At 70.1% G+C, this 19,656-nt stretch carries 16 protein-coding genes; 6 read left to right on the forward strand and 10 right to left on the reverse strand.

Annotated elements, in window-relative coordinates:
• Positions 1–131: 131 nt before the first annotated feature.
• Positions 132–689 (reverse strand): DNA-3-methyladenine glycosylase, encoded by a 558-nt coding sequence (locus tag ACTJKJ_RS03780; RefSeq protein WP_183478575.1) that lies wholly within the window; start codon positions 687–689, stop codon positions 132–134.
• Positions 690–810: 121 nt separating this feature from the next.
• On the opposite strand from ACTJKJ_RS03780, the gene gmk reads away from it, so the two are divergent.
• On the forward strand, positions 811–1,434 hold the full coding sequence (gene gmk / locus ACTJKJ_RS03785) for a guanylate kinase (protein WP_091723212.1): 624 nt from the start codon (positions 811–813) through the stop codon (positions 1,432–1,434).
• A 22-nt stretch (positions 1,435–1,456) separates the two neighbouring features.
• Positions 1,457–1,660, forward strand: coding sequence for a DNA-directed RNA polymerase subunit omega (gene rpoZ, locus ACTJKJ_RS03790; RefSeq protein ID WP_058936171.1), 204 nt, complete (start codon positions 1,457–1,459; stop codon positions 1,658–1,660).
• A gap of 58 nt (positions 1,661–1,718) precedes the next feature.
• Here rpoZ and ACTJKJ_RS03795 read toward each other — a convergent pair whose 3' ends face one another.
• The 3 genes from ACTJKJ_RS03795 to ACTJKJ_RS03805 all read right to left on the reverse strand — a co-directional run bounded on the left by ACTJKJ_RS03795 (position 1,719) and on the right by ACTJKJ_RS03805 (position 5,658).
• Positions 1,719–3,650 carry a DEAD/DEAH box helicase gene (locus ACTJKJ_RS03795; protein WP_440819644.1) on the reverse strand — a complete coding sequence of 644 codons (1,932 nt, stop codon included), beginning with the start codon at positions 3,648–3,650 and terminating at the stop codon, positions 1,719–1,721.
• 308 nt (positions 3,651–3,958) lie between these two features.
• Positions 3,959–4,900 (reverse strand): chitosanase, encoded by a 942-nt coding sequence (locus ACTJKJ_RS03800; protein ID WP_440819645.1) that lies wholly within the window; start codon positions 4,898–4,900, stop codon positions 3,959–3,961.
• Between the two features lie 89 nt (positions 4,901–4,989).
• Positions 4,990–5,658, reverse strand: a complete 669-nt coding sequence (locus ACTJKJ_RS03805) for a glutathione S-transferase family protein (protein ID WP_091723202.1) — start codon at positions 5,656–5,658, stop codon at positions 4,990–4,992.
• Between the two features lie 121 nt (positions 5,659–5,779).
• Between ACTJKJ_RS03805 and ACTJKJ_RS03810 the strand changes: the two genes are divergently transcribed.
• Complete coding sequence (locus ACTJKJ_RS03810) at positions 5,780–6,004, forward strand: YXWGXW repeat-containing protein (protein ID WP_147242997.1); 225 nt, start codon at positions 5,780–5,782, stop codon at positions 6,002–6,004.
• Positions 6,005–6,102: 98 nt separating this feature from the next.
• Here the strand turns inward: ACTJKJ_RS03810 and ACTJKJ_RS03815 are convergent, their stop codons facing one another.
• The 6 genes from ACTJKJ_RS03815 to ACTJKJ_RS03840 all read right to left on the reverse strand — a co-directional run bounded on the left by ACTJKJ_RS03815 (position 6,103) and on the right by ACTJKJ_RS03840 (position 17,153).
• Entirely contained in the window at positions 6,103–6,897 is a 795-nt protein-coding gene (locus ACTJKJ_RS03815; RefSeq protein ID WP_440819646.1) for a hypothetical protein, read from the reverse strand.
• Positions 6,898–7,167: 270 nt separating this feature from the next.
• Positions 7,168–8,022 carry a hypothetical protein gene (locus tag ACTJKJ_RS03820; RefSeq protein WP_440819647.1) on the reverse strand — a complete coding sequence of 285 codons (855 nt, stop codon included), beginning with the start codon at positions 8,020–8,022 and terminating at the stop codon, positions 7,168–7,170.
• 194 nt (positions 8,023–8,216) lie between these two features.
• Positions 8,217–10,616, reverse strand: a complete 2,400-nt coding sequence (locus ACTJKJ_RS03825; RefSeq protein WP_440819648.1) for a protein kinase domain-containing protein — start codon at positions 10,614–10,616, stop codon at positions 8,217–8,219.
• On the reverse strand, positions 10,613–12,547 hold the full coding sequence (locus tag ACTJKJ_RS03830) for a serine/threonine protein kinase (protein ID WP_440819649.1): 1,935 nt from the start codon (positions 12,545–12,547) through the stop codon (positions 10,613–10,615). Before ACTJKJ_RS03830 ends, ACTJKJ_RS03825 begins: the two co-directional genes overlap by 4 nt.
• Before the next feature lie 106 nt (positions 12,548–12,653).
• The gene (gene hrpA / locus ACTJKJ_RS03835; RefSeq protein WP_440819650.1) at positions 12,654–16,700 is read right to left on the reverse strand and encodes an ATP-dependent RNA helicase HrpA; all 4,047 of its coding nucleotides are present in this window, start codon (positions 16,698–16,700) and stop codon (positions 12,654–12,656) included.
• A gap of 42 nt (positions 16,701–16,742) precedes the next feature.
• Positions 16,743–17,153 carry a VOC family protein gene (locus ACTJKJ_RS03840; RefSeq protein WP_147242218.1) on the reverse strand — a complete coding sequence of 137 codons (411 nt, stop codon included), beginning with the start codon at positions 17,151–17,153 and terminating at the stop codon, positions 16,743–16,745.
• A 111-nt stretch (positions 17,154–17,264) separates the two neighbouring features.
• Here ACTJKJ_RS03840 and argA point away from each other — a divergent pair, with 111 nt between their 5' ends.
• The 3 genes from argA (at position 17,265) to ACTJKJ_RS03855 (ending at position 19,493) form a co-directional block, all read left to right on the forward strand.
• On the forward strand, positions 17,265–18,605 hold the full coding sequence (argA, locus tag ACTJKJ_RS03845; protein WP_091723187.1) for an amino-acid N-acetyltransferase: 1,341 nt from the start codon (positions 17,265–17,267) through the stop codon (positions 18,603–18,605).
• Positions 18,606–18,674: 69 nt separating this feature from the next.
• Complete coding sequence (locus ACTJKJ_RS03850) at positions 18,675–18,947, forward strand: oxidative damage protection protein (protein ID WP_091723184.1); 273 nt, start codon at positions 18,675–18,677, stop codon at positions 18,945–18,947.
• A 243-nt stretch (positions 18,948–19,190) separates the two neighbouring features.
• Positions 19,191–19,493 (forward strand): H-NS histone family protein, encoded by a 303-nt coding sequence (locus ACTJKJ_RS03855; RefSeq protein WP_091723182.1) that lies wholly within the window; start codon positions 19,191–19,193, stop codon positions 19,491–19,493.
• Positions 19,494–19,656 lie beyond the last annotated feature (163 nt).

A 19,656-nucleotide genomic window follows, 5' to 3' on the forward strand; every position in this document is an offset into this window, starting at 1 on the left:
GAAGCGACGCGGACAGGCGGTTCCAGGGGTTGTCGTGCGAGTCCCCTCACACGCAACTCATTCACCCCGGACGGCGACGTCCGGGGTGTTTTTTCTGGGTCACTGAAGACCTCCCACGCGCGTGCGGGGCCCTACCCCTTCATCGGCTTGCTGAGGAAGCGCGAGCCCGCCGCGACAAAACGCCAGGGGCGATCGACCGCCTTGCTGATGCCGATGCGGGTCCCGCAAAGCACCTCGGCCTGGCGCGACGGCGGCAGCAGTTGAAACGGCGGCGCGTCGAGCGAGGCCCCGCCCAGCGAGCGATCGATGCCCAGGGCCTCCCCGACCCGCCCCGGCCCCGAGGCGAGCAGGCGCGGCACCGCGGTGCCGCGCCGTTCGGCCATGCGGTCGATGCCATGCGTCGGTTCGAGCGCGCGGATCAGCACGCCGGCGCCGTGGCCCTCGGGACGGCACACGAAGTTCAGGCACCAGTGCAGGCCGTAGCTCCGGTACACGTACGCATGCCCCGGTGGACCGAACATCGCCGCGTTGCGCGGCGTCAGGCCGACGAAGCAATGCGAGGCCTCGTCGTCCTGGTCATAGGCCTCGGTCTCGACGATGACGCCGCCGACACCGTCCACCAGCACCGTCCACCCGATGAGCTGCCGCGCCACGAGGACCGGGCTCTCCATGAAATCGATCTGCTGCATCGCGCCAGTATTGCGGATCGGCGCCCCGCGCCTGCGGCGGCGTGAACGAGTGCGCGGTCGCCGCGGCCCGCCGCCGGGCGGCCTGTCGAGGCCTTCACGCCGTCCTCTATAAAATCGCGCGATGGAATACCCGGGCAATCTCTTCGTTGTCGCCGCTCCCAGCGGTGCCGGCAAATCCAGCCTCGTCAAGGCGCTGCTGGAACTGGACGCCAAGCTGAGCGTCTCCGTCTCGCACACCTCGCGCGCGCCGCGCGGCCAGGAACAGCACGGCCGCGAATACCTGTTCGTCACCCCGGAGGAATTCCGGGCCATGGTCGACCGCGGCGAGTTCTTCGAATGGGCGCAGGTCCACGACAACCTCTACGGCACCTCCCGCGCGGCGATCGAGGCGCGCATCTCGCATGGCGACGACGTCGTGCTGGAGATCGATTACCAGGGCGCGCTGCAGATCAAGCAGCTGTTCCCGCATGCGGTGCTGATCTTCATCCTGCCGCCGAGCTGGGAGGAACTGAAGCAGCGCCTGGTCCGGCGCGGCGACACCGAGGAAGCGGTGATCGCCAAGCGGATGCAGACCGCCCGGGAGGAAGTCGCGCAGGCGAAACACTTCGATTTCGTGGTCATCAATGCCGTCTTCGAGACGGCGCTTTTCGACCTGAAGGCCATCGTCCAGGCGCAGCGGCTAAAATACGCGACCCAGCGCCGCAACCGGTCGACCGTGTTCCGCGCGCTCGACCTCATCGAGTAACCCCGTCCCCTCAGGAACCCGCATGGCCCGCATCACCGTCGAAGACTGCCTGACCAAGATCCCGAACCGCTTCCAGCTGGTGCTCGCCGCGACCTATCGCGCCCGCATGCTGAGCCAAGGCCACGCGCCGAAGCTGGAGTCGAAGAACAAGCCCGGCGTGACCGCGCTGCGCGAAGTCGCCAACGGCGACGTCGGCGTGGAAATGCTGCGCCGCGTGCCGGTCTGATTCCCGGCCGACCGCTGGATCGAAACGCCCCGCTCGCGGGGCATTTCTCATGGGGCGCTCACCCCCGCACCGCCCGCTCCCGCCAGAACGCCGCGTCGATCTCCACCGCGTTGCCGCTCTTCTCGTGGATGACCCAGAAGCGCGCGCCGTCCGCGGCGATGCGGTCGACCTCGCCGACCAGCCGTCCCGCGGCGATCCGCAATCCGCGCGTGTTGAAAGGAAAGTCCGCCGCTCGGGCGAGCGTCGACAGCGGCACGGCCTCGCGCGCATCGCCCGCCAGCCGCAGGCGCTGGACGATGGGGGCGAGCACCTCGTTCGTCAGGTCCGCCGGCGACAGGTAGATCACCACCTTCGCCTGCGCGCGGCTCAGCGCGACGTTGAGCAAGCGCCGCGCCTCGTCCGTGCGCAGGAAGGGCTGGGTCCCGTCGGCCGGATCGAAGAACACCACCGGCGCCTCGCTGCCCTGCGCGCGGTGCACGGTGCTGACCCGCACCCCGTCGTCGACGCCCGCCGCCGCCAGGCGCTGCCGGATCAGCGCGCGCTGCGCGCGGAAGGGCGTGAGCACGATGAGCTCGTGCGGCGCCCAGGCGTCGCTGGCCAGCGCCTCGGCGATGGTGACGGCGATCGCGTCGGCCGACTCCCTTCGGATCGGCCCGCGGTCCTTGGCGGACCAACCGCCCTCCCGCGTCACGCGCCGCACGGCCACATGGACCTCCGCCGGGATGTCCCCCAGCGCGCGCGAGCGCGCGGCCAGCCAGTCCGCCGACGCCAACGCCTCCTCGGCCACGCGCAGCGCGCCGTCGTAGAACAGGTCGCTGACCAGCGCGCCGATCGGGGGCGCCATGCGCGATTGCTCGTCGAGCATGGCCACCGCCGCCCCGCCATGCCCGCCGCCGGGCATGGCCGCGAACGGCGACCGCCCCAGCCAGAGCCGCGCCAGCCGGTCGTCGCCGCGCAGCACCGGCGACAGCTGCCGCGGATCGCCGGCGAAGAGGCGCGCCCGCCCCAGCGGCATCAGCGCGAGCGCATGGGCCAGGCTGACCTGACTCGCCTCGTCGAAGACCACCAGGTCGAAGGGCGGCATCGCCGTCGACGTTTCCGACGGCGCATCGGGCGAAGCGAGCTCGCTCAGGGTCTTCAGCGTGAAGACCGCGCGCGTCGTCGTCATCGTGGCGAGCCGGCACTGCCGCATCACCTGCTGCGACGGGGTGCCGGGACTTGGGATCAAGTGCTCGCGACCGGCATAGGCCTGGGCATCGAACCGCGAGCCGAGCCGGCGGATCGTCCCGCGCAAGGCCTCGCGGCGGCCCTTCTGGAGCGCCTTGTCCACCGCCAGCGTCGCCAGGTCGACCGCCTGGTTGGTGGTCGACAGCAGCAGCACCCGCGCCGCGGGGCAACGGTCCAGGTACTCGGCGACCAGCACGCCCAGCGTCGTCGTCTTGCCGGTGCCGGGCGGTCCCCACAGGAAGGCATTCTCGAAGGCAACCAAGCCGAGCGCCTGTCGCTGCGCCGGCCGCAGCCAGCGGAACGGCGAGCCGTCCAGGCGCGGTCCGGCCGGATGAGCCGCGGGCGCGGACAGGCCCGGCCAGCAGTCCGCGGCGCGGCGCGCCCAGGCGTCATCGCGCCAGGCGTCGGCCACGGCCTGCAGGAAGCGCGGCGGATAGATCCGGATCAGGTGCCCCTCCCCCGGCGGCGGCACGCTCGCGTCCTGCAGCACGAGCTGGTCGTCCTCGACCACCACCGCCCGCACGCTCGCGCCGCCCTTGGCCGGCGCGCCCCACCAGGCGGACGCGCCCTCCAGCCGCTCGTCGAGCAACGTCTGCGCCGACGCCTGCCCGGGCCGCTGGCCCTCGGCGTAGACGTAACCCGCCTCGAGCGTCACCCGCCAACAGGCGCCGTCCGGCTCGCTGCGGAGCACGCGGAAGTCGTAGAACTCGGGCGTCGCGACCAGTTCGGCCTCGATCGCCGCGCGGATGTCGGCGATGGGCATGGACGGCGACGGGCACCGGCGGACGCCGGCAGGAATGCGGAGGAGGCGGGACTATAGCGGCCGTCACCGTGACGATCGCGACGGACGGCTCCTCCGGCACGGTGACGGCCGGCGCACGGATCGCCCCGCCGCGGAGCGCGGCCACCCCGCTCGGCGACCCGAAGACGCGGTCGCCACCGCGGGCCGTGCTCGTCGGCGCGCGTCGGCGCGACGAGCCGGCACGGGACGCGCCACGCAGGACCGTCGCCGCGGCCGACCGGCCCGAGGACGCGGCGACGGATCGTCGGGCGCGCGCATGGCGACGCGCCTCAGCCGAGCAGCGCGCCGATGAAGGCGATGTCGGCCACGCCGGTCGCCGGCAGGCCACGCGCGCGTTGCACCTCCTGCACGCAGCGCATCGAGGCGCCACCGAAAACGCCATCCGCCTTGATGTCCGCGCCCAGCCCGGACAGCGCGAGCTGCACCCGCCGCACGTCGAGCCCGCGCTGCAGCGGCGCCTGGACCGACAGCGCGCGGCTGCCGGGCGCCGGCCCGTCGTAGCAGCCGGGCGGCGTGCCGTTGAGCGTCGTCATCGAGATCTCGGCGCCGCGCACCACCAGCGGCAAGGGCAGGCCCCATTGGCCGAGGTCGATCAGCCGCCGGAACGCATCCATCCGGTAGACCGTGCCGCGCAGGATCGCGATGCTGTGCGTGGCCAGCCATTGGCGGCGCACCCGCACGTAGGCGTCGATCCAGGCCTGCTCGCCCACCTGCGCCGCCATCGCGCCGACCTGCGCATCGGTGGCCGCGCGAATCCGCGCCCAGGAGCCGTGCACGAAGCTGTCGTAGACCACCGCCGTGCCCAGCGCCGACACGATGCCCAGCTTCCCGGCCGCGCGCGCGGCGGGCTGCCAGAAGTGCTCGTCGAAGAAGAGGTCCTGCGTCTCGCGCATCACCGGGTCGTCGGCGCAGGCGCGCAGGAGGTTGTGCAGGCGCTGGTCGGTGTCGAGCGCCGCACCGGCGGCCGCCAGGGCCGGCAGCCAGTCGCCGATCGCGGCCCCGAACTGCGCGCCCGGGTTGCCGGCGTACTGCCGCAGCAGCTCGACCAGCTTGCCCGACCCCAGGGTCGTCTGCGAGCGGCCATAGGTCAGCCGCCCCGGATCGCCCTCCAGCACGGTCACCTGGCCGTAGTCGCCCAGCACATGACCGGTCTCGAAAAGGTTGACGATCGCCTGGGCGGTGCGGATCTGCGAGGGCGTAAGGAGGGACATGGCGTGCTCCCGCCGGGGGGACCCGGACGGCGGCAGTCTGGCACCCGCCCCTCCCCCGCGCATCCGTCATCCAGGGGATGACCGCCCGCTCAGGCCAGCGCGTAGGGGCCGCCGCGCTCGAGCGCCCGCTGGTAGGCGGGCCGGGCATGGATGCGCTGGAGGAATTCGGTGATGCGCGGCTGCCGTGCCACGGCGCCGCCTCGCTGCGCCGCGGCCTCGAGCGGGAAGCTCATCTGCACGTCGGCGGCGCTGAAATCCGCGCCGGCGAACCAGGGGCTGCGACCGAGTTCCGCTTCCAGGTAGTTCATGTGGTTGTCGATCTGCGGCTGGACGAAGCTCGCCTTGGCCTTCGCCGCGATGCCCCGGGCGATCGGCTTCACGAAGAACGGCACGGGCGCGCGTTCGATGCGGTCGAAGACCAGCTTCAGGAGCAGCGGCGGCATCGCCGAGCCCTCGGCGTAATGCATCCAGTACCGGTAGCGCAGCGCCTCGGGCGTGCCGGCGGCAGGCTTGAAGCGGCCTTCGCCGTAGCGGTCGACGAGGTACTCCAGGATCGCGCCGGACTCAGCGATCACCAGGCCCCCGTCGCTGATCACCGGCGACTTGCCCAGCGGATGCACGGCGCGCAGCTCGGGCGGCGCGAGCATCGTCCTGGGATCGCGCTGGTAGGGCTTGATCTCGTAGGGAAGCCCGAGTTCCTCGAGCAGCCACAGGACCCGCTGCGAGCGGGAGTTGTTGAGGTGGTGGACGGTCAGCATCGGCGCAGTCTATGGCACGCGCCGTTACTTGTTGTCGGGCCGGTAATGTCCCGCCCGGCGCGTCAGCGAGGCACTGCGGCGGTACGTTCTCAAACGCATGCAGACCTGCTGGAGGTTCCTCATGCGCACATTTCGTCCCTTGCTGCTCGCCCTGGCCGCCGCGCCGCTGGTCGCGAGCCTGACCGGCTGCGTCGTGGTCCCGGCGCATCGTTATTACGGCTACGACCGGGGCCCCGGCTACACGGAAGTCGTGCCCGTCACCGGCACGATCTGGATCGACGGCTACTGGGACACGCGCGGCGGAGGCCGGCGCTGGATCCCGGGTCATTACGGCCCCCGCCGCTGAGCCCTCGTCCCTCTTTCCAGTCTCCCTTGAACGACGAAGCCGGCTCAAGGCCGGCTTCGTCAGCGGCGGAGTCCCTCACGGGCGCCGCCTCTTCGGGCTCACTTCGAGCAGTTGAAGATCGCGACGCCGCGGTACTTGCTCGCGCCGACCTTCACCACATACCCGACGATCACCGCCTGCTTGCTGGCATCCAGGCCCTGCGCCGTGGTGAGCTGCAGGCCGGACGAGCCGCCCAGCATGCCGCCGGTGTAGGTGATCGTCGTCGGCGAGCTCAGCTTGCGACCGATGGCGGATTCCGTGCCGGTGCTGCCGTCGGCCAGCGTCACGGTGATCGACGCATCCAGCTGCGCGCCCGAGGCGTCGAAGCTCAGCGAGGCCGAGCCCTTGGCCTGTCCGACCTCGGTGCCGGGGGCGACGTCCAGGGTGGGCACGGTGAACTGGCCCGCGTCGCAGGAGAAGCTGCCGCTCGTGGGGAACGCGTCCGGCGCGTTGTACACCGCGTAATGGACGGCGGTGCCGGTCGCGCCGAGGGTCTTCGTGCTGCTGCCGATCACGGTCGATCCGTGGGTCCAGCGTCCGATGGCGAAGGACACGTCGCCGGCGACGTCCGCGATCGCGCGGTCGATGCCGCTGAGCGCGTTGCCGTTCATCGTGATGACCTCGCCCGTCGTCTGCTGCTCGATGGTCTCGAGCCGGCCCGCGTTCTGCGCGGACGAACTGATCATCAGGTAGCGCGCCGTCGCGCCCTTCACGAAAGCCGCCTTCACCTTGGGGCGGCTGGCATCACCGGCGCCCTGCAGTCCCGCGGGCGTGGCCGTCCCCGAATCTCCACCACCGCCACCGCAGGCCGCCAGTGCCGCGATCAGCGGCAGCACCGCCAGGGCTTTCGTCATTCCAGCTTTCATGAGATCTCCAATCGTTGATGTTCGTGGTCGCCGTGCGGATGCACAGCGCGGCGGTTAGTCGCGGAATGAAGAGAGCTGCTCGCTCGCCTGGAGCGCGGAATGAAGGGAAATGTCAAAGGCGATGCTCGCCGGGCGGCCTGGGTGGCGCCGAGGGCAGAACCGGCACCGGCCCTGTCCCCGCGACGCAGCAGCAACGACGAAGCCGGCGCGAGGCCGGCTTCGATCGAGCAGGCGGGCCGATGGCGCCCGCCCGGAGGGTCATCGCGTGCAGAGGAAGGTGGCGATGCCGCGATAGGCCGCATCGCCGCCCGCCGTCACTTCATAGGCCGCGATGATGCGGAACTTGCCGTTGCCGCTGTCGCCCAGCGTCAGCATCATCCCGTCGCCCTGGCTGAAGAAGTTCCCGGTGACGGCCGAGGCGCCGGGTGCGATCGTTCGTCCGGTCGTCGACACCGTGCCGGTGCGGTGACCGGCGGTCGCGGTGAGCGACACGTCGACCACGGCGCCCGCGTCGTTGAAGCTCAGCGCGGCCGACCCGGTCGCGACACCGAGCGCCGGCGCCGAGGGGTTGCTGATGACCGTGGGCCGCGTGAACGTGCCGGCATCGCACCGGAGCGTGCCGCCGGCAGGGAGATGGGTCGCGGGGAGGTGCACGACGTAGTGGTAGGCGGCGTTGCGCGCGCCCCCCAGGGTCGAGGTGTTGCCGGCGGCCAGCGCCGTGCCCTTGGCCCACCGGCCCTGCGCGAAGGTCTCGTCGCCGGCGATGTCCGCCACCGACAGGTCCGGGCCCGTCAGCGTGTGGGCGTTCATCGCCACGACGCCGCCCGTCGGTTGCTGCTCGAGGGTCTCCAGCGCCCCGGTGGATTGCAGGCTGGTGCCGAGCAGCAGGTAGCGCGCGGTCGTGCCACGAGGCGAGATGTGGAACAGCTCTGCCACCGCAGGCGTGGTGGGCGTGTCCTTGGTGTCGCCGTCGGTGGCCGGCTGGCCGGTGCCCGCGCCGTCCGCGCTCCGGGTCGTGTCGACGGGGCTGCTGTCGCTCCCGCCACCACCACAGGCCGTCAGCGCGGCCACCAGCGGCAGCAGAACCAGCGTCTTCTTCAATTCGTGCTTCATTGGATTTCCCTTCATGGATGACTGTCGTCGCCATGGCTGATGCATGGCGGCGCGTCAGTGACAAGCCATGAGGGCCCGGCAGCGCGGTTCGGCCGGAAATATCAAGGTTTCGCGGGGCGCGGCCCTGCCCGGAAGGACGATCCGTGAAGCCGCTCACGAACGCGGCGGTGCCCCCCCCGCGAAGCGGGCCGGGCTCAGTTCGCCTGCTTGAAGGCCATCACGGCCTGGTTGCGCAGCGTGCGCAGCAGTGAGAGCTGCTTCTCGTCGAGCACCACGCTGCCCGGTTCGGGCTTGTCCGCGTAGATCATCGCGAAGGGCGCGCCGCGCAGCGCCATCGGCAGGATCAGGAAGCTGTGCGCCTTCGCGCCGCTCAGGAACCACGCCGGCAGCCGCTCGGCGATCTTGGGTTGCGAGGCATCGGCGATCAGGGTGTCCACGCCCTTGGTGCAGATGGCCGTGAACAGGTCGGCCGGCATGCCGGGCATGACCCGCAGCGGCACGCGGAAGCTCGGCACCACCGCCTCGACGCCCTCGCCCAGGCCGAAACGGCCGGTCAGCGTCTCGGTCTTGGGATCGCGCAGGCAGAAGATCACCCGCCGGAAACCCAGCCCGCGGTACATCGTCTCCAGGATCATCCGCAGGATCTCGTTGAGCTTGAAGCTCTCGACCATGGCGTTGGTGATGTCCTGGATGCCGGCGGCCAGCGTCGCCGCCGCCTGCTCCGCCGAGATGACGCCGCCCGCCGGCGCCCCTTCGACCATCGTCGCCTGCAGCTGGTGCGGCGACAGCGAATCCTCCGCCGACGGCGTCAGCGGCGCCAGCAGCCGCTGCGCGGGCGAGTTCTTCGCCAGCTTGATGTCCATCGCCTGCGCCAGCTGCGTCAACCGCTGCCGCGCCTGGTCGGCCGCGGCTTCGAAGGCCTTGGCCTCGACGCCCAGCGCGCGCGCGTAGCGCTGCGCCATCGCGCGCACCTTGGCATGGGCCTCGGCCGGATCGCTGTTCAGGATCACGTCGGCCACGTCGTTGCTGGCGCGGCCCAGCCAGCGCATGCGGTCCGTCGAATGCTCGACCAGCCGCGCCGGCGCATCGCCGTCGGGCCGCTGCATGCTGCGCTGCAGGCTGTCGGGGAAGCCCCACTGCCGCGCCACGCCCAGCCCGAGGCTTTCGTAGCTCAGCCCCAGCACCTGCGCCGAGGCCGCGGCCTCGCTCATCGGCGGCGCGGCCTGCTCGCCCATGCCGCGTTCGGGCCGCACGACGCGGCGCACCTGCTGCGCTTCCTCGGGCAGGTAGAACTCGGCCAGCAGACGACCCAGCCCCTGGAACATCGTGGCGAGGAAGGACTCCTCGTTCTCGCGCGGCACCAGGCACAGCTCGCGCGCGAGCGAGCCCGCCATCAGCGCGCGCAGGAACTCCTCCTTGAGGCGCTGCGCGTGATGCTTGTTCTCCATGCGCTCCAGCAGCACCAGCGACAGCGCCAGATTGCGGATGCCGCCGAAGCCCACCAGCGCCACCGCGCGCGACACCGTGCTGATGTGCCCGCCGCCAGCGTGGCTGAACTGCACCGTGTTGACCAGCCGCAGCAGCTTGTTGGTCAGCGCCACGTCCTTGAGGATCTCGTTGGAGAGCGTGGTGAGGCTCTCGTTGTCCGACTGCGTCATGCGCTGGATGCGCGCCACCGAATCGGCCATCGCCGGGAAGTCGCTGCGATGGCGCATGCGGCGCAGCAGGAACTCCAGCGTCGCGTTGCCGCCCTCGCCGGCGTCGGGGGCCTCGCCGGCGGGATGCAGCCAGGCGGCCAGCGCGTCGTGGAAGGCCTTGGCATCGGACCAGCGCTGCGCCGACTCGCGCGCCAGGCCGCGCAGCAGCACGGCGCGCAGCGCGTCGTCGCTGTCCGGGCCCAGGTCCGCGGGCGGGTCCAGCGTCTGCTCCATCGCGCGGCGCACCGCGCGCCACGGATCGGGGTCGTAGTTCAGGCGCTGGCCGGACAGCATCTCGCTGAGCATCACGGCCGCCGCGAACACGTCCATCACCGGCGAGGGCGCATCGCCGCGCGCCGCCTCCGGCGAGATGTAGCCCGGCGTGCCGACGATGCGGTTGGGCCTGGCCGCGGTGCCGCCAGCAGCCACGCGTCCGGCGATGCCGAAGTCCATCACCTTGGGCCGGCCGGTCGAGTCGATCAGGATGTTGGACGGTTTCAGGTCGCGGTGCACGACGCCGGCTTGATGGGCCGCGTGCAGCCCGTCCAGGATGCCCAGCATCAGCGTCACCGCCTCGCGCGCGGGCAGGCGGCCGCGCTGGCGCAGGCGCTCGGTCAGCGTGCCGCCGGGCACGTACTCGAAGACCATGTAGGTCTGGCCCGCCTCGATGTCGGCCTCGAAGACCGGCACGATGTTGGGATGCGTGAGCCGGCTGACCGCGCGCGCTTCATGCAGCCAGGCATCGACGCTGGCGCGGTCCACCGCCTGGGTCAGCACCTTCAGCGCCACCTCGCGGTCCAGCCGCGGATCATGGGCCAGCCACACCGTCGCCTGGGCGCCCTGCCCCAGGCTGCGCAGCGGCTTGAAGCGCCCGACGGCGGGCGGCATGGCGCTCATGGGCGATCCTTGCCGGGCTCGGGCGCGCGCGTCCCTGGCGAGGGTGTCGTCAGGGAGGACGAGGCCTGCGCGGTGGCCGAGGGCGCCGCCCCGGCGGACGGAGCCGCCGCCGGCACGCTCGCCGGGGCGCCCGATTCAGCGCGCTCCCGCAGCCGGGAGCGCGGCGCCGCGGTCGCGGCCGCGCCGATCGACGGATCGGTCATCGCGCCCAGGCCGCTGTCGCCGGCGTCGGCGATCGCGCCGCTGGCGCCGAGCGCGTCGTAGATCTCACGCAAGCCCAGGCCGAGCGCGCGCGCATAACGCCGCGTCGCCAGCTCGATCGCCGCCTGCCGCTTGCGCTCCGGCGCGGCCAGCGCGTCCACCAGCTCGTTGGCCAGGCTGCAGGTCAGGCGCAGCAGCTCGATGTCGCCATCGGCATGGCGCACCGGCGCCTCCTGCGGCTGGCGGCGCATCATGTGCTGCAGCTCGTCGCCCAGGCCCCAGTAGCGGGCCACCGCCAGCCCCAGGCTTTCCAGGTCGCAGCCCAGCACCGCGTAGGCGGCCGACTGCTCGTTCATGCCGCGCGGATTGGGGTTGTCCTCGGTCGCCTCGGGCGCGACCTGCAGCTGGCGGATCTGCTGCGCGTCGTCCGGGAAGTGGTACTGCACCAGCAGCCGGCCCAGGTTCTGCATCAGCGAGATCAGATACACGACCTCGCCGTCATAGCCCGCCGGCCGCAGCGCCTGCGACACCTGGCCGGCGCGCTGCACGCGGCGCATCACGCTCTGCATGAACTGCGCCTGGCCGTCGTTCATCGGGCCGGGCCAGGGCTTGAGCGCGCGGGCCGCGTCCTCCAGCCCGTTCAGGCCCAGCATCGCGATCGCGCGCTGCAGATTCAGCACCGTGCCGCCGCTGGTCGGGCCCTGCTGCCGCAGCGCGTTGTTGACGCGCCGGATCAGCTCCAGCGACAGCGCCATGTCCTTGAGCGCCATCGCCGCGAGCTGGCTGCCGTGCTGCGATTCCATCGAGGACGAGGCCACCGTCGTCACCAGCCGCGTCGAGGTGCTGGGCAGATGGCCGAAGCGCTGCATCTTGTCCTTGAGCAGCGCGATCGGGCCGCCGTCGTCCTGCTCGGCCGACTGGCGCCAGCCGTCCAGCGCGCGCCAGAAGCTGCGCGCCAGGTGATAACGCTGGCGCGTCTGGCGGTCGCTGGCACGGTTGACGATCGCGCGCAGCGGCTCGGGGATCGGATACGGGGTTTCCCAGCCCAGGCGCACCAGTTCGTGGCCCTGCGGCTGCATGCGCTGCAGCACGGCCTGCAGGTCGGGCTCGTCCAGCACCGGCTTGCCGGTCAGCAGGCGGTGCAGCAGCAGGCCGATGCTGACGACATCCTCCTCGGCCGCCTCGCGCACCGCGCGGCGGGTGGCGGCGTTGAAATCGGCGCTCGCGGGGACGATCTCCTGCGCCACTTCCAGGCCCAGCACGCGCACATGGTTGGAGCCGTCGACGACGAGGTGGGCGAGCTGGATGTCGCGGTGCGCATGGCCGGCCTCGTGGGCGAAGGCCAGGCCCTCGAGCGCCTGGGCGGCCCAGCCGGCCGCGTCCAGCGGCAGCGGCGGGCCGCCACGCGCCAGGCGCTCCTCGAGCGTCTCGCCGAGGGCGCGGTCGTAGGCGACATAGGGCCAGGGATCGACGCGGCCGGTCTCGATGACATGGGCCAGGTTGGGATGATGGATCCGCGAGGCCCCGTCCACCGTCTTCAGCCAGTGCAGCATCGCCGCCTCGCTGTTGGGCTTCTCGCGCGGCATCATCAGGTACATGTCCTGGCCCGACGCCGGGTCGAACACCACCCACAGCATCGAGCGCTGGCTCTTGTGCAGGAGCGCGCGCAGCTCGAAGCGGCCGAAGCGCCGCATCGGGGCGGCGGTGGATGTTGTGTTGTTGTCAGACACGAGCGATGAGCGACACCCGGTGGTGCGGGGGCCACGGACCTTTTGTAGCTTGGATTGGACCGAAAACCCGATGTCCTCGCCTGGAGAAGTAGGGGCGATTCTCCGCTCAGTTTTGTAACTGGGACCACACCTTTTCCAGGCGCTTGACGCTCACCGGCTGCGGCGTTCTCAGTTCCTGTGCGAAAAGGCTCACCCGCAGCTCCTCCAGCTGCCACCTGAAATCGTCGATCCGGGCATCCGGCGTGCCCTTGAGTTCCGCCACGCGGCGCGACCAGCGCTGCTCCAGCGGCCGCAGCTCCGACAGCAGCTTGGCGTCGCGCGCCGCGTCCGCGCGCAGCTTGTCCAGCCGCAGCGTGATCGCCTTGAGGTAGCGCGGGAAGTGCTGCAACTGGCTCCAGGGCGTCTGCAGCACGAAGCGCTTGGGCATCAGGCGCTGCAGCTGCGACTGGATGTCGTCGACGACCTCCTTGGAGGCCGAGCGCGTGTCCTTGAGCTTGCGCAGCGCGCCCTGGTACTCGAGCAGGACGTTGAACGCCAGCCGCGCCACTTCCTGCGCGATCAGGTTGAGCCGCGCGCGGCCTTCCTCGATGCGGGCCTTGAAGCTGAATTCGTCGGTGGGGAGCGGGTCGGCGAGGAAGGCGCGGTCCAGGGCGACAGCGACGATCTGGTCGCGCAGTTCCTCGGCGGTGCCCAGGCTCATGTAGGCGACCGCCATCTGGGTCAGGTCGGGGATGTTCTTCTCGAGGTACTTCAGCGGCTCCTTGAGCTGCAGCGCGATCAGGCGGCGCAGGCCGGCGCGGTGCTTCGCGGCGGCGAGCTCGGGTTCGTCGAAGACTTCGATCTCGACGTGCGCGCCCTTGTCGATCAGCGCCGGGAAGCCGATCAGGGTCTGGGCGCCCTTGCGGATCTCCATCAGCTCGGGGAGCTCGCCGAAGGTCCAGGCCGTGAAGGTTTTCGTCGCTTCGGCGGCGGGCTTGGGCGGCGGAGCCACCGTCGCCTTGATGCCGCGGGAGGCTTGGGCGGCTGAGGAAGAGGCTGGTCCTTCGGCGACCGCTGCCCTCACCCCTGCCCTCTCCCGCGAGCGGGAGAGGGAGTTCAGACCCGCGCCAGCGCCTGCGGCCGTGCCTGCGCCGGCGTCGGTGCGGGCATCGGCGCTGGTGGCGGCGTCGTTCGACGGGGTCGAGGATTGCAGCTTCAGCGCGGCGAGGGCCTGGAAGGCGGAGCGGGCCTGGCCGCCGAGTTCCGCCTTGAGCGTGGCCAGGTTGCGGCCCTGGCCAAGCTGGCGGCCGTGCTCGTCGACGACGCGCAGGTTCATGAACAGGTGAGCGGGCACCTGCTCGAGCTTGAAGTCGTTGCGCTGGACCGCCAGCTGCGTGTGCTCCTTCACCGCCTTGAGCAGCACCTCGACCAGGTTGCCCTGGGCGAAGGGATGCAGCTCGACGAACTCGGCGACGAACTCGGGCAACGGCGTCAGCCGCGCGCGCGGTTTCTGATGCAGGCTCTTGAGCAGCGCGGTGACCTTGGCCTCGAGCATGCCGGGCACCAGCCAGTCGGTGCGCTCGTCGCTGACCTGGTTCAAGGCGTAGATCGGCACGGTGACGGTCAGGCCGTCGCGCGCATCGCCGGGCTGATGCAGGTAGGTCGCCGTGCAATCGACGCCGCCCAGCCGGATCGTCTTCGGGAACGCATTGCTGGTGACGCCGGCGGCCTCGTGCCGCATCAGCTCGTCGCGGCTCAGGTACAGCAGCTTGGGATCGGCCTTGCTGGCCTCGCGGTACCACTTCTCCAGCGTCGCGCCCGAGTACACGTCGGCCGGCAGCTGCTGGTCGTAGAAGGCGTAGATCAGTTCGTCATCGACCAGCACGTCCTGCCGGCGCGACTTGTGCTCCAGCTCCTCGACCTTGGCGATCTGCTTCTGGTTGTGCGCCAGGAAGGGCAGCCGCGTCTCCCAGTCGCCATTGACCAGCGCCTCGCGGATGAAGATCTCGCGCGCGGCGGCGGCGTCGATGCGGCCGAAGTTCACGCGCTTGTTGTTGTAGAGCACGATGCCGTAGAGCGTCGCGCGCTCCAGCGCCACGACCTCGGCCGCCTTCTTCTCCCAGTGCGGCTCCAGCAGCTGGGTCTTGATCAGGTGGCCGGCGATGCCCGGCAGCCATTGCGGCTCGATCGCCGCGATGCCGCGCCCGAACAGCCGCGTCGTGTCGACCAGCTCCGCTGCGACGATCCAGCGGCCCGGCTTCTTGCTCAGGTGCGCGCCCGGATGACGCCAGAACTTGATGCCGCGCGCGCCCAGGTACCAGTCGTCGTCATCGGCCTTGACGCCGATGTTGCCCAGCAGGCCAGCCAGCATCGACAGATGGACCTGCTCGTAGGTCGCCGGCGCGCCGTTCAGGCGCCAGCCGTGCTCGGCCACCACGGTGTGCAGCTGCGAGTAGATGTCGCGCCACTCGCGCACGCGGCGCGGGCTGACGAAGTTGTCGCGCAGCAGCTGCTCCTGCTTGCGGACCGACAGCTTGTGCTCCCCTTCCCCTCCCCGCGCGTCGCCGAGCCACTTCCACAGCTTCAGGTAGCCCATGAACTCCGACTTCTCGTCGTCGAACTTCTTGTGCTTCTCGTCGGCCTGCTGCTGTTGCTCGGCCGGGCGGTCGCGCACGTCCTGGCCGGACAGGGCGCTGGCGATGATCAGGATCTCGCTGAGCGCGTCGCGCTTGCGGGCCTCCAGGATCATGCGGCCCACGCGCGGGTCCAGCGGCAGCTTGTACAGCTCGTTGCCCATGGGCGTGAGCTCGTTGCGCTCGTCGACGGCGCCCAGCTCGTTGAGCAGCTGGTAGCCGTCGGCGATGGCCTTGCGCGGCGGCGGCTCGATGAAGGGGAAGTCCTCGACCTGGCCCAGATGCAGCGCCTTCATCCGCAGGATCACACCGGCCAGCGAGCTGCGCAGGATCTCGGGATCGGTGAAGCGCGGCCGGCCGAGGAAATCCTTCTCCTCGTAGAGCCGCACGCAGATGCCGTTGCTGACGCGGCCGCAGCGGCCGGCGCGCTGGTTGGCGGCGGCCTGGCTGATGTTCTCGATCTGCAGCTGCTCGACCTTGTTGCGGTAGCTGTAGCGCTTGACGCGCGCCAGGCCGGGATCGATCACGTAGCGGATGCCGGGCACCGTCAGCGAGGTCTCGGCGACGTTGGTCGCCAGCACGATGCGCGGTTGGCCGTGCGGCTGGAAGACGCGGTTCTGCTCCTGCTCGGACAGACGCGCGAACAGCGGCAGCACCTCCACGCCAGGCGGGTGATGCTTGCGCAGCGCTTCGGCGGCCTCGCGGATCTCACGCTCGCCGGGCAGGAAGACCAGCACGTCACCGCGCCCTTCGCGCCAGAGTTCGTCGACCGCGTCGCAGATGGCGTCGTTGACGTCGTACTCGCGGGACTCCTCGAAGGGGCGGTAGCGCTGCTCGACCGGGAACAGCCGGCCGGAGACCATCAGCACCGGCGCGGGTCCCTTGGCCGACGCGAAGTGCTGCGCGAAGCGGTCCGCATCGATGGTCGCCGAGGTCACGATGACCTTCAGGTCGGGCCGGCGCGGCAGGATCTCGCGCAGGTAGCCGAGCAGGAAATCGATGTTGAGGCTGCGTTCGTGGGCCTCGTCGATGATCAGCGTGTCGTAGGCCTGGAGCAGCGGATCGGTCTGGGTCTCGGCCAGCAGGATGCCGTCGGTCATCAGCTTGACCGAGGCGCCGGGCTGCAGCCGGTCCTGGAAGCGGACCTTGTAGCCGACCACGTCGCCCAGCGGCGACTTGAGCTCCTCGGCGATGCGCTTGGCGACGCTGGAGGCGGCGATGCGGCGCGGCTGCGTGTGGCCGATCAGGCCGCCGCCGTTGCCGCGTCCGCGGCCCATGGCCAGCGCGATCTTGGGCAGCTGCGTGGTCTTGCCCGAGCCGGTCTCGCCGCAGACGATCACGACCTGGTGCTCGGCGAGCGCCCGCATGATCTCCTCGCGGCGGCCGGAGACGGGCAGCGATTCGGGGAACTCGATCGGCGGGATCGGGTTGGCGGGAGCGGGAGGCCGAGGAGCGGCCTGCTGGCGCGGGCGACGCGGCGGACGCGGGGCGCGGTCCGTCTTCGGAGCCGCCGGAGCGGGGGCGTTGGTGTTCTGACTCACGGGGCGCGGATTATCTCGCGCCCCGCAAGCGGGAGCCGGTCGTCAGGCTGCTGGCATCTCGGCGTAGGTGATCACGTTGATCACCGCGCCCTGCGGATCCTGGAGCGTCGCCATCCGTCCCACGGTGGGCACCTCCATGATCTCCATCAGCACCTTGGCCCCCATCGCCTTGGCCTGCGCGACCGTCTCGTCGACGTTGTCGACGGTCACGTACACGCCCCAGGCCGGCGGCATGCCCTGCTGCGGACAGGCCATCAGCCCGCCGATCGCGTCGTCCCCGCCCTTGGCGGTCTTGATCAGGTAATACGGCGGCGCCTCCGCTGGCCCGCCGGGCATCGGCATCACGTCGATCTTCCAACCGAACAGCTTGCCGTAGAACTCCGAGGCCTTCTTCGGATCGGTGGTCAGCAGCTCCGACCAGCTGAAGGCGCCATGGGTCTTGAAGACTTCCATCGTCTCGCTCCGGGGGGTGTTGTGGAGGCGCCATGCTCCGCCGCCGGACGGTGTCCCGCAAGTGACCTTCCCGCCGCGTTGGGGGGACAGCCTGTTGCACAATCCGCGCCCATGAGCCTGGTCTTCCCCCATACCTTCGTGCCGTGGTTTCGCGCGGTGGCCCCTTATATCCATGCGTATCGCGGAGAAACCTTCGTCGTCGGGATGACCGGGGAAATGATCGCGGCGGGCAAGCTCAACAGCTTCGTCCAGGACCTGGCCATCATGCATGCGATGGGCATCAAGATCGTGCTGGTCCACGGATTCCGCCCGCAGGTCAACGAGCAGCTCGCGCTCAAGGGCCACCAGCCGCAATACAGCCACGGCATGCGCATCACCGACGGCATCGCGCTGGACAGCGCCCAGGAAGCCGCCGGCCAATTGCGCTTCGAAATCGAGGCGGCGTTTTCCCAAGGCCTGCCCAACACCCCGATGGCCAATTCCACGGTGCGCGTCGTATCGGGCAATTTCCTGACCGCGCGCCCCGTGGGCATCGTCGACGGCGTTGATTTCAAGCACTCCGGCATCGTGCGCCGCGTCGATGCCGCCGCGATCCAGCGCGCCATCGATATCGGCGCCATCGTGCTGATGTCGCCCTTCGGTTTCTCGCCCACCGGCGACGCCTTCAATCTGATGATGGAGGACGTCGCGACCGAAACCGCGATCGCGCTGCAGGCCGACAAGCTGCTGTTCATGACCGAGGTCGAGGGCGTGCGCGAAAACCCCGACGATCCGGAAAGCGCGATCGACACGGAACTCGCGCTGGCCGACGCCAAACGCCTGATCGCGAAACTGCCGCCGCCGACGCAGCCGACCGACGTCGGTTTCTACCTGAAGTACTGCGTGAAGGCTTGCGAATCGGGCGTCGAGCGCTCGCACATCCTGCCTTTCGCCGTCGATGGCGCGATCCTGCAGGAGGTCTATACCCACGACGGCATCGGCACGATGGTGGTCGACGAGAAACTCGAAAGCCTGCGCGAGGCGACCCACGACGATATCGGCAGCCTGATCGCGCTGATCGAACCGTTCGAGCGCGATGGCACGCTGGTCAAGCGCGAGCGCAGCGAAATCGAGCGCGACATCGAGTCCTATACCGTCATCGAGCACGACGGCGTGATATTCGGCTGCGCGGCGCTGCATCCCTACCAGGAAGCGCGCACCGCCGAAATGGCCGCCCTCACCGTGTCCAGCGCCGTGCAGGGCCAAGGCGATGGCGAGCGCATCCTCAAGCGCATCGAGCAGCGCGCCAAGGCGATGGGCCTGACCAGCATCTTCGTGCTGACCACGCGCACCATGCACTGGTTCATCAAGCGCGGATTCCAGCCGGTCGACCCGAACTGGCTGCCCGAGGAACGCAAGCGCAAATACAACTGGGACCGCCGCTCGCAGGTCCTGGTCAAGAAACTCAGCTGACCCGGCGCCGCCGGCGCAACCCGCCCGGCGACGTCCCTTCCCCCCACTTTCTGAACATCGAGGTTTGATATGGCCCGCACCGTGCAATGCGTTTATCTGAAGAAGGAAGCCGAAGGCATGGACTTTCCCGTCTATCCCGGCGAACTCGGCAAGCGCATCTATGAGAACGTCTCCAAGGAAGCCTGGGCGGCCTGGATGAAGCACCAGACCATGCTGGTCAACGAAAACCGCCTGAATCTGGCGGACCAGCGCGCGCGCCAATACCTCGCGCGGCAGATGGAGCAGTTCTTCTTCGGCGGCGGCGCGGAACAACCCGCCGGATATGTGCCGCCGACGGCCTGATTTCCCCGCGGCGGTGCANCCACTCCCCGGTTTAGGGCATTTCCCGCCCACGCCCGGGGACGTCCCTCCCCAATTCGTGCCACGGCCGACACGATTTTTGACAGACCGGCGCTGAAATCCCCAGGAAATGCGGGACAGCCCGAGAACCGGGCATTTACCCCCTTGCGGTGATACTCGATTCCCTGCCTATAATGCGGCAATCCCTTTCCGGGGAGCTGTTGAACTACGCGAGGAATTGCATAAATGGCATCGCTCAAAGACCTCCTGGCCCAGCGGGCCGCCCTCGAACAGCAAATCGCCGAAACCCAGGAACGTGAGCGTTCCGACGCGATCGCCAAGGTCAAGTCGCTGATGCAGGAATACGGCCTGTCGGTCGCCGACCTGACCGCGCGCGCGGCCAAGACCGGGACGGCGAAGTCGTCCAAGGTGGCGGCCAAGTACCGCAACCAGGCGACTGGCGAAACCTGGAGCGGCCGCGGCCTGCAACCCAAGTGGCTCAAGGCCGCGATCTCCGGCGGCGCCAAGCTGGAAGATTTCGTGATCTGACGCCCGCCGTTTCAGGCCCCGCTTGAAAGCCACCTTCGGGTGGCTTTCTGCTTTTCGGAGCTGCTTTTCCTCCCGACCTCCCCGCGGCATTCCCCCCGGGCTGCATTCCTTTTTTTCATTCCCCGTCGCATTTCCGCCGGCGCTTTTCCCTGCCGGCACCGTG

The sequence above is a fragment of the Roseateles sp. 22389 genome, from assembly GCF_052044995.1.
Lineage (GTDB): Bacteria > Pseudomonadota > Gammaproteobacteria > Burkholderiales > Burkholderiaceae_C > Roseateles.

Bases quoted from the DNA above. Each gene is read 5' to 3' on its own strand.
- ACTJKJ_RS03780 (WP_183478575.1), bottom strand. From the start codon at position 689: ATGCAGCAGATCGATTTCATGGAGAGCCCGGTCCTCGTGGCGCGGCAG.
- gmk (WP_091723212.1), top strand. From the start codon at position 811: ATGGAATACCCGGGCAATCTCTTCGTTGTCGCCGCTCCCAGCGGTGCC.
- rpoZ (WP_058936171.1), top strand. From the start codon at position 1,457: ATGGCCCGCATCACCGTCGAAGACTGCCTGACCAAGATCCCGAACCGC.
- ACTJKJ_RS03795 (WP_440819644.1), bottom strand. From the start codon at position 3,650: ATGCCCATCGCCGACATCCGCGCGGCGATCGAGGCCGAACTGGTCGCG.
- ACTJKJ_RS03800 (WP_440819645.1), bottom strand. From the start codon at position 4,900: ATGTCCCTCCTTACGCCCTCGCAGATCCGCACCGCCCAGGCGATCGTC.
- ACTJKJ_RS03805 (WP_091723202.1), bottom strand. From the start codon at position 5,658: ATGCTGACCGTCCACCACCTCAACAACTCCCGCTCGCAGCGGGTCCTG.
- ACTJKJ_RS03810 (WP_147242997.1), top strand. From the start codon at position 5,780: ATGCGCACATTTCGTCCCTTGCTGCTCGCCCTGGCCGCCGCGCCGCTG.
- ACTJKJ_RS03815 (WP_440819646.1), bottom strand. From the start codon at position 6,897: ATGACGAAAGCCCTGGCGGTGCTGCCGCTGATCGCGGCACTGGCGGCC.
- ACTJKJ_RS03820 (WP_440819647.1), bottom strand. From the start codon at position 8,022: ATGAAGCACGAATTGAAGAAGACGCTGGTTCTGCTGCCGCTGGTGGCC.
- ACTJKJ_RS03825 (WP_440819648.1), bottom strand. From the start codon at position 10,616: ATGAGCGCCATGCCGCCCGCCGTCGGGCGCTTCAAGCCGCTGCGCAGC.
- ACTJKJ_RS03840 (WP_147242218.1), bottom strand. From the start codon at position 17,153: ATGGAAGTCTTCAAGACCCATGGCGCCTTCAGCTGGTCGGAGCTGCTG.
- argA (WP_091723187.1), top strand. From the start codon at position 17,265: ATGAGCCTGGTCTTCCCCCATACCTTCGTGCCGTGGTTTCGCGCGGTG.
- ACTJKJ_RS03850 (WP_091723184.1), top strand. From the start codon at position 18,675: ATGGCCCGCACCGTGCAATGCGTTTATCTGAAGAAGGAAGCCGAAGGC.
- ACTJKJ_RS03855 (WP_091723182.1), top strand. From the start codon at position 19,191: ATGGCATCGCTCAAAGACCTCCTGGCCCAGCGGGCCGCCCTCGAACAG.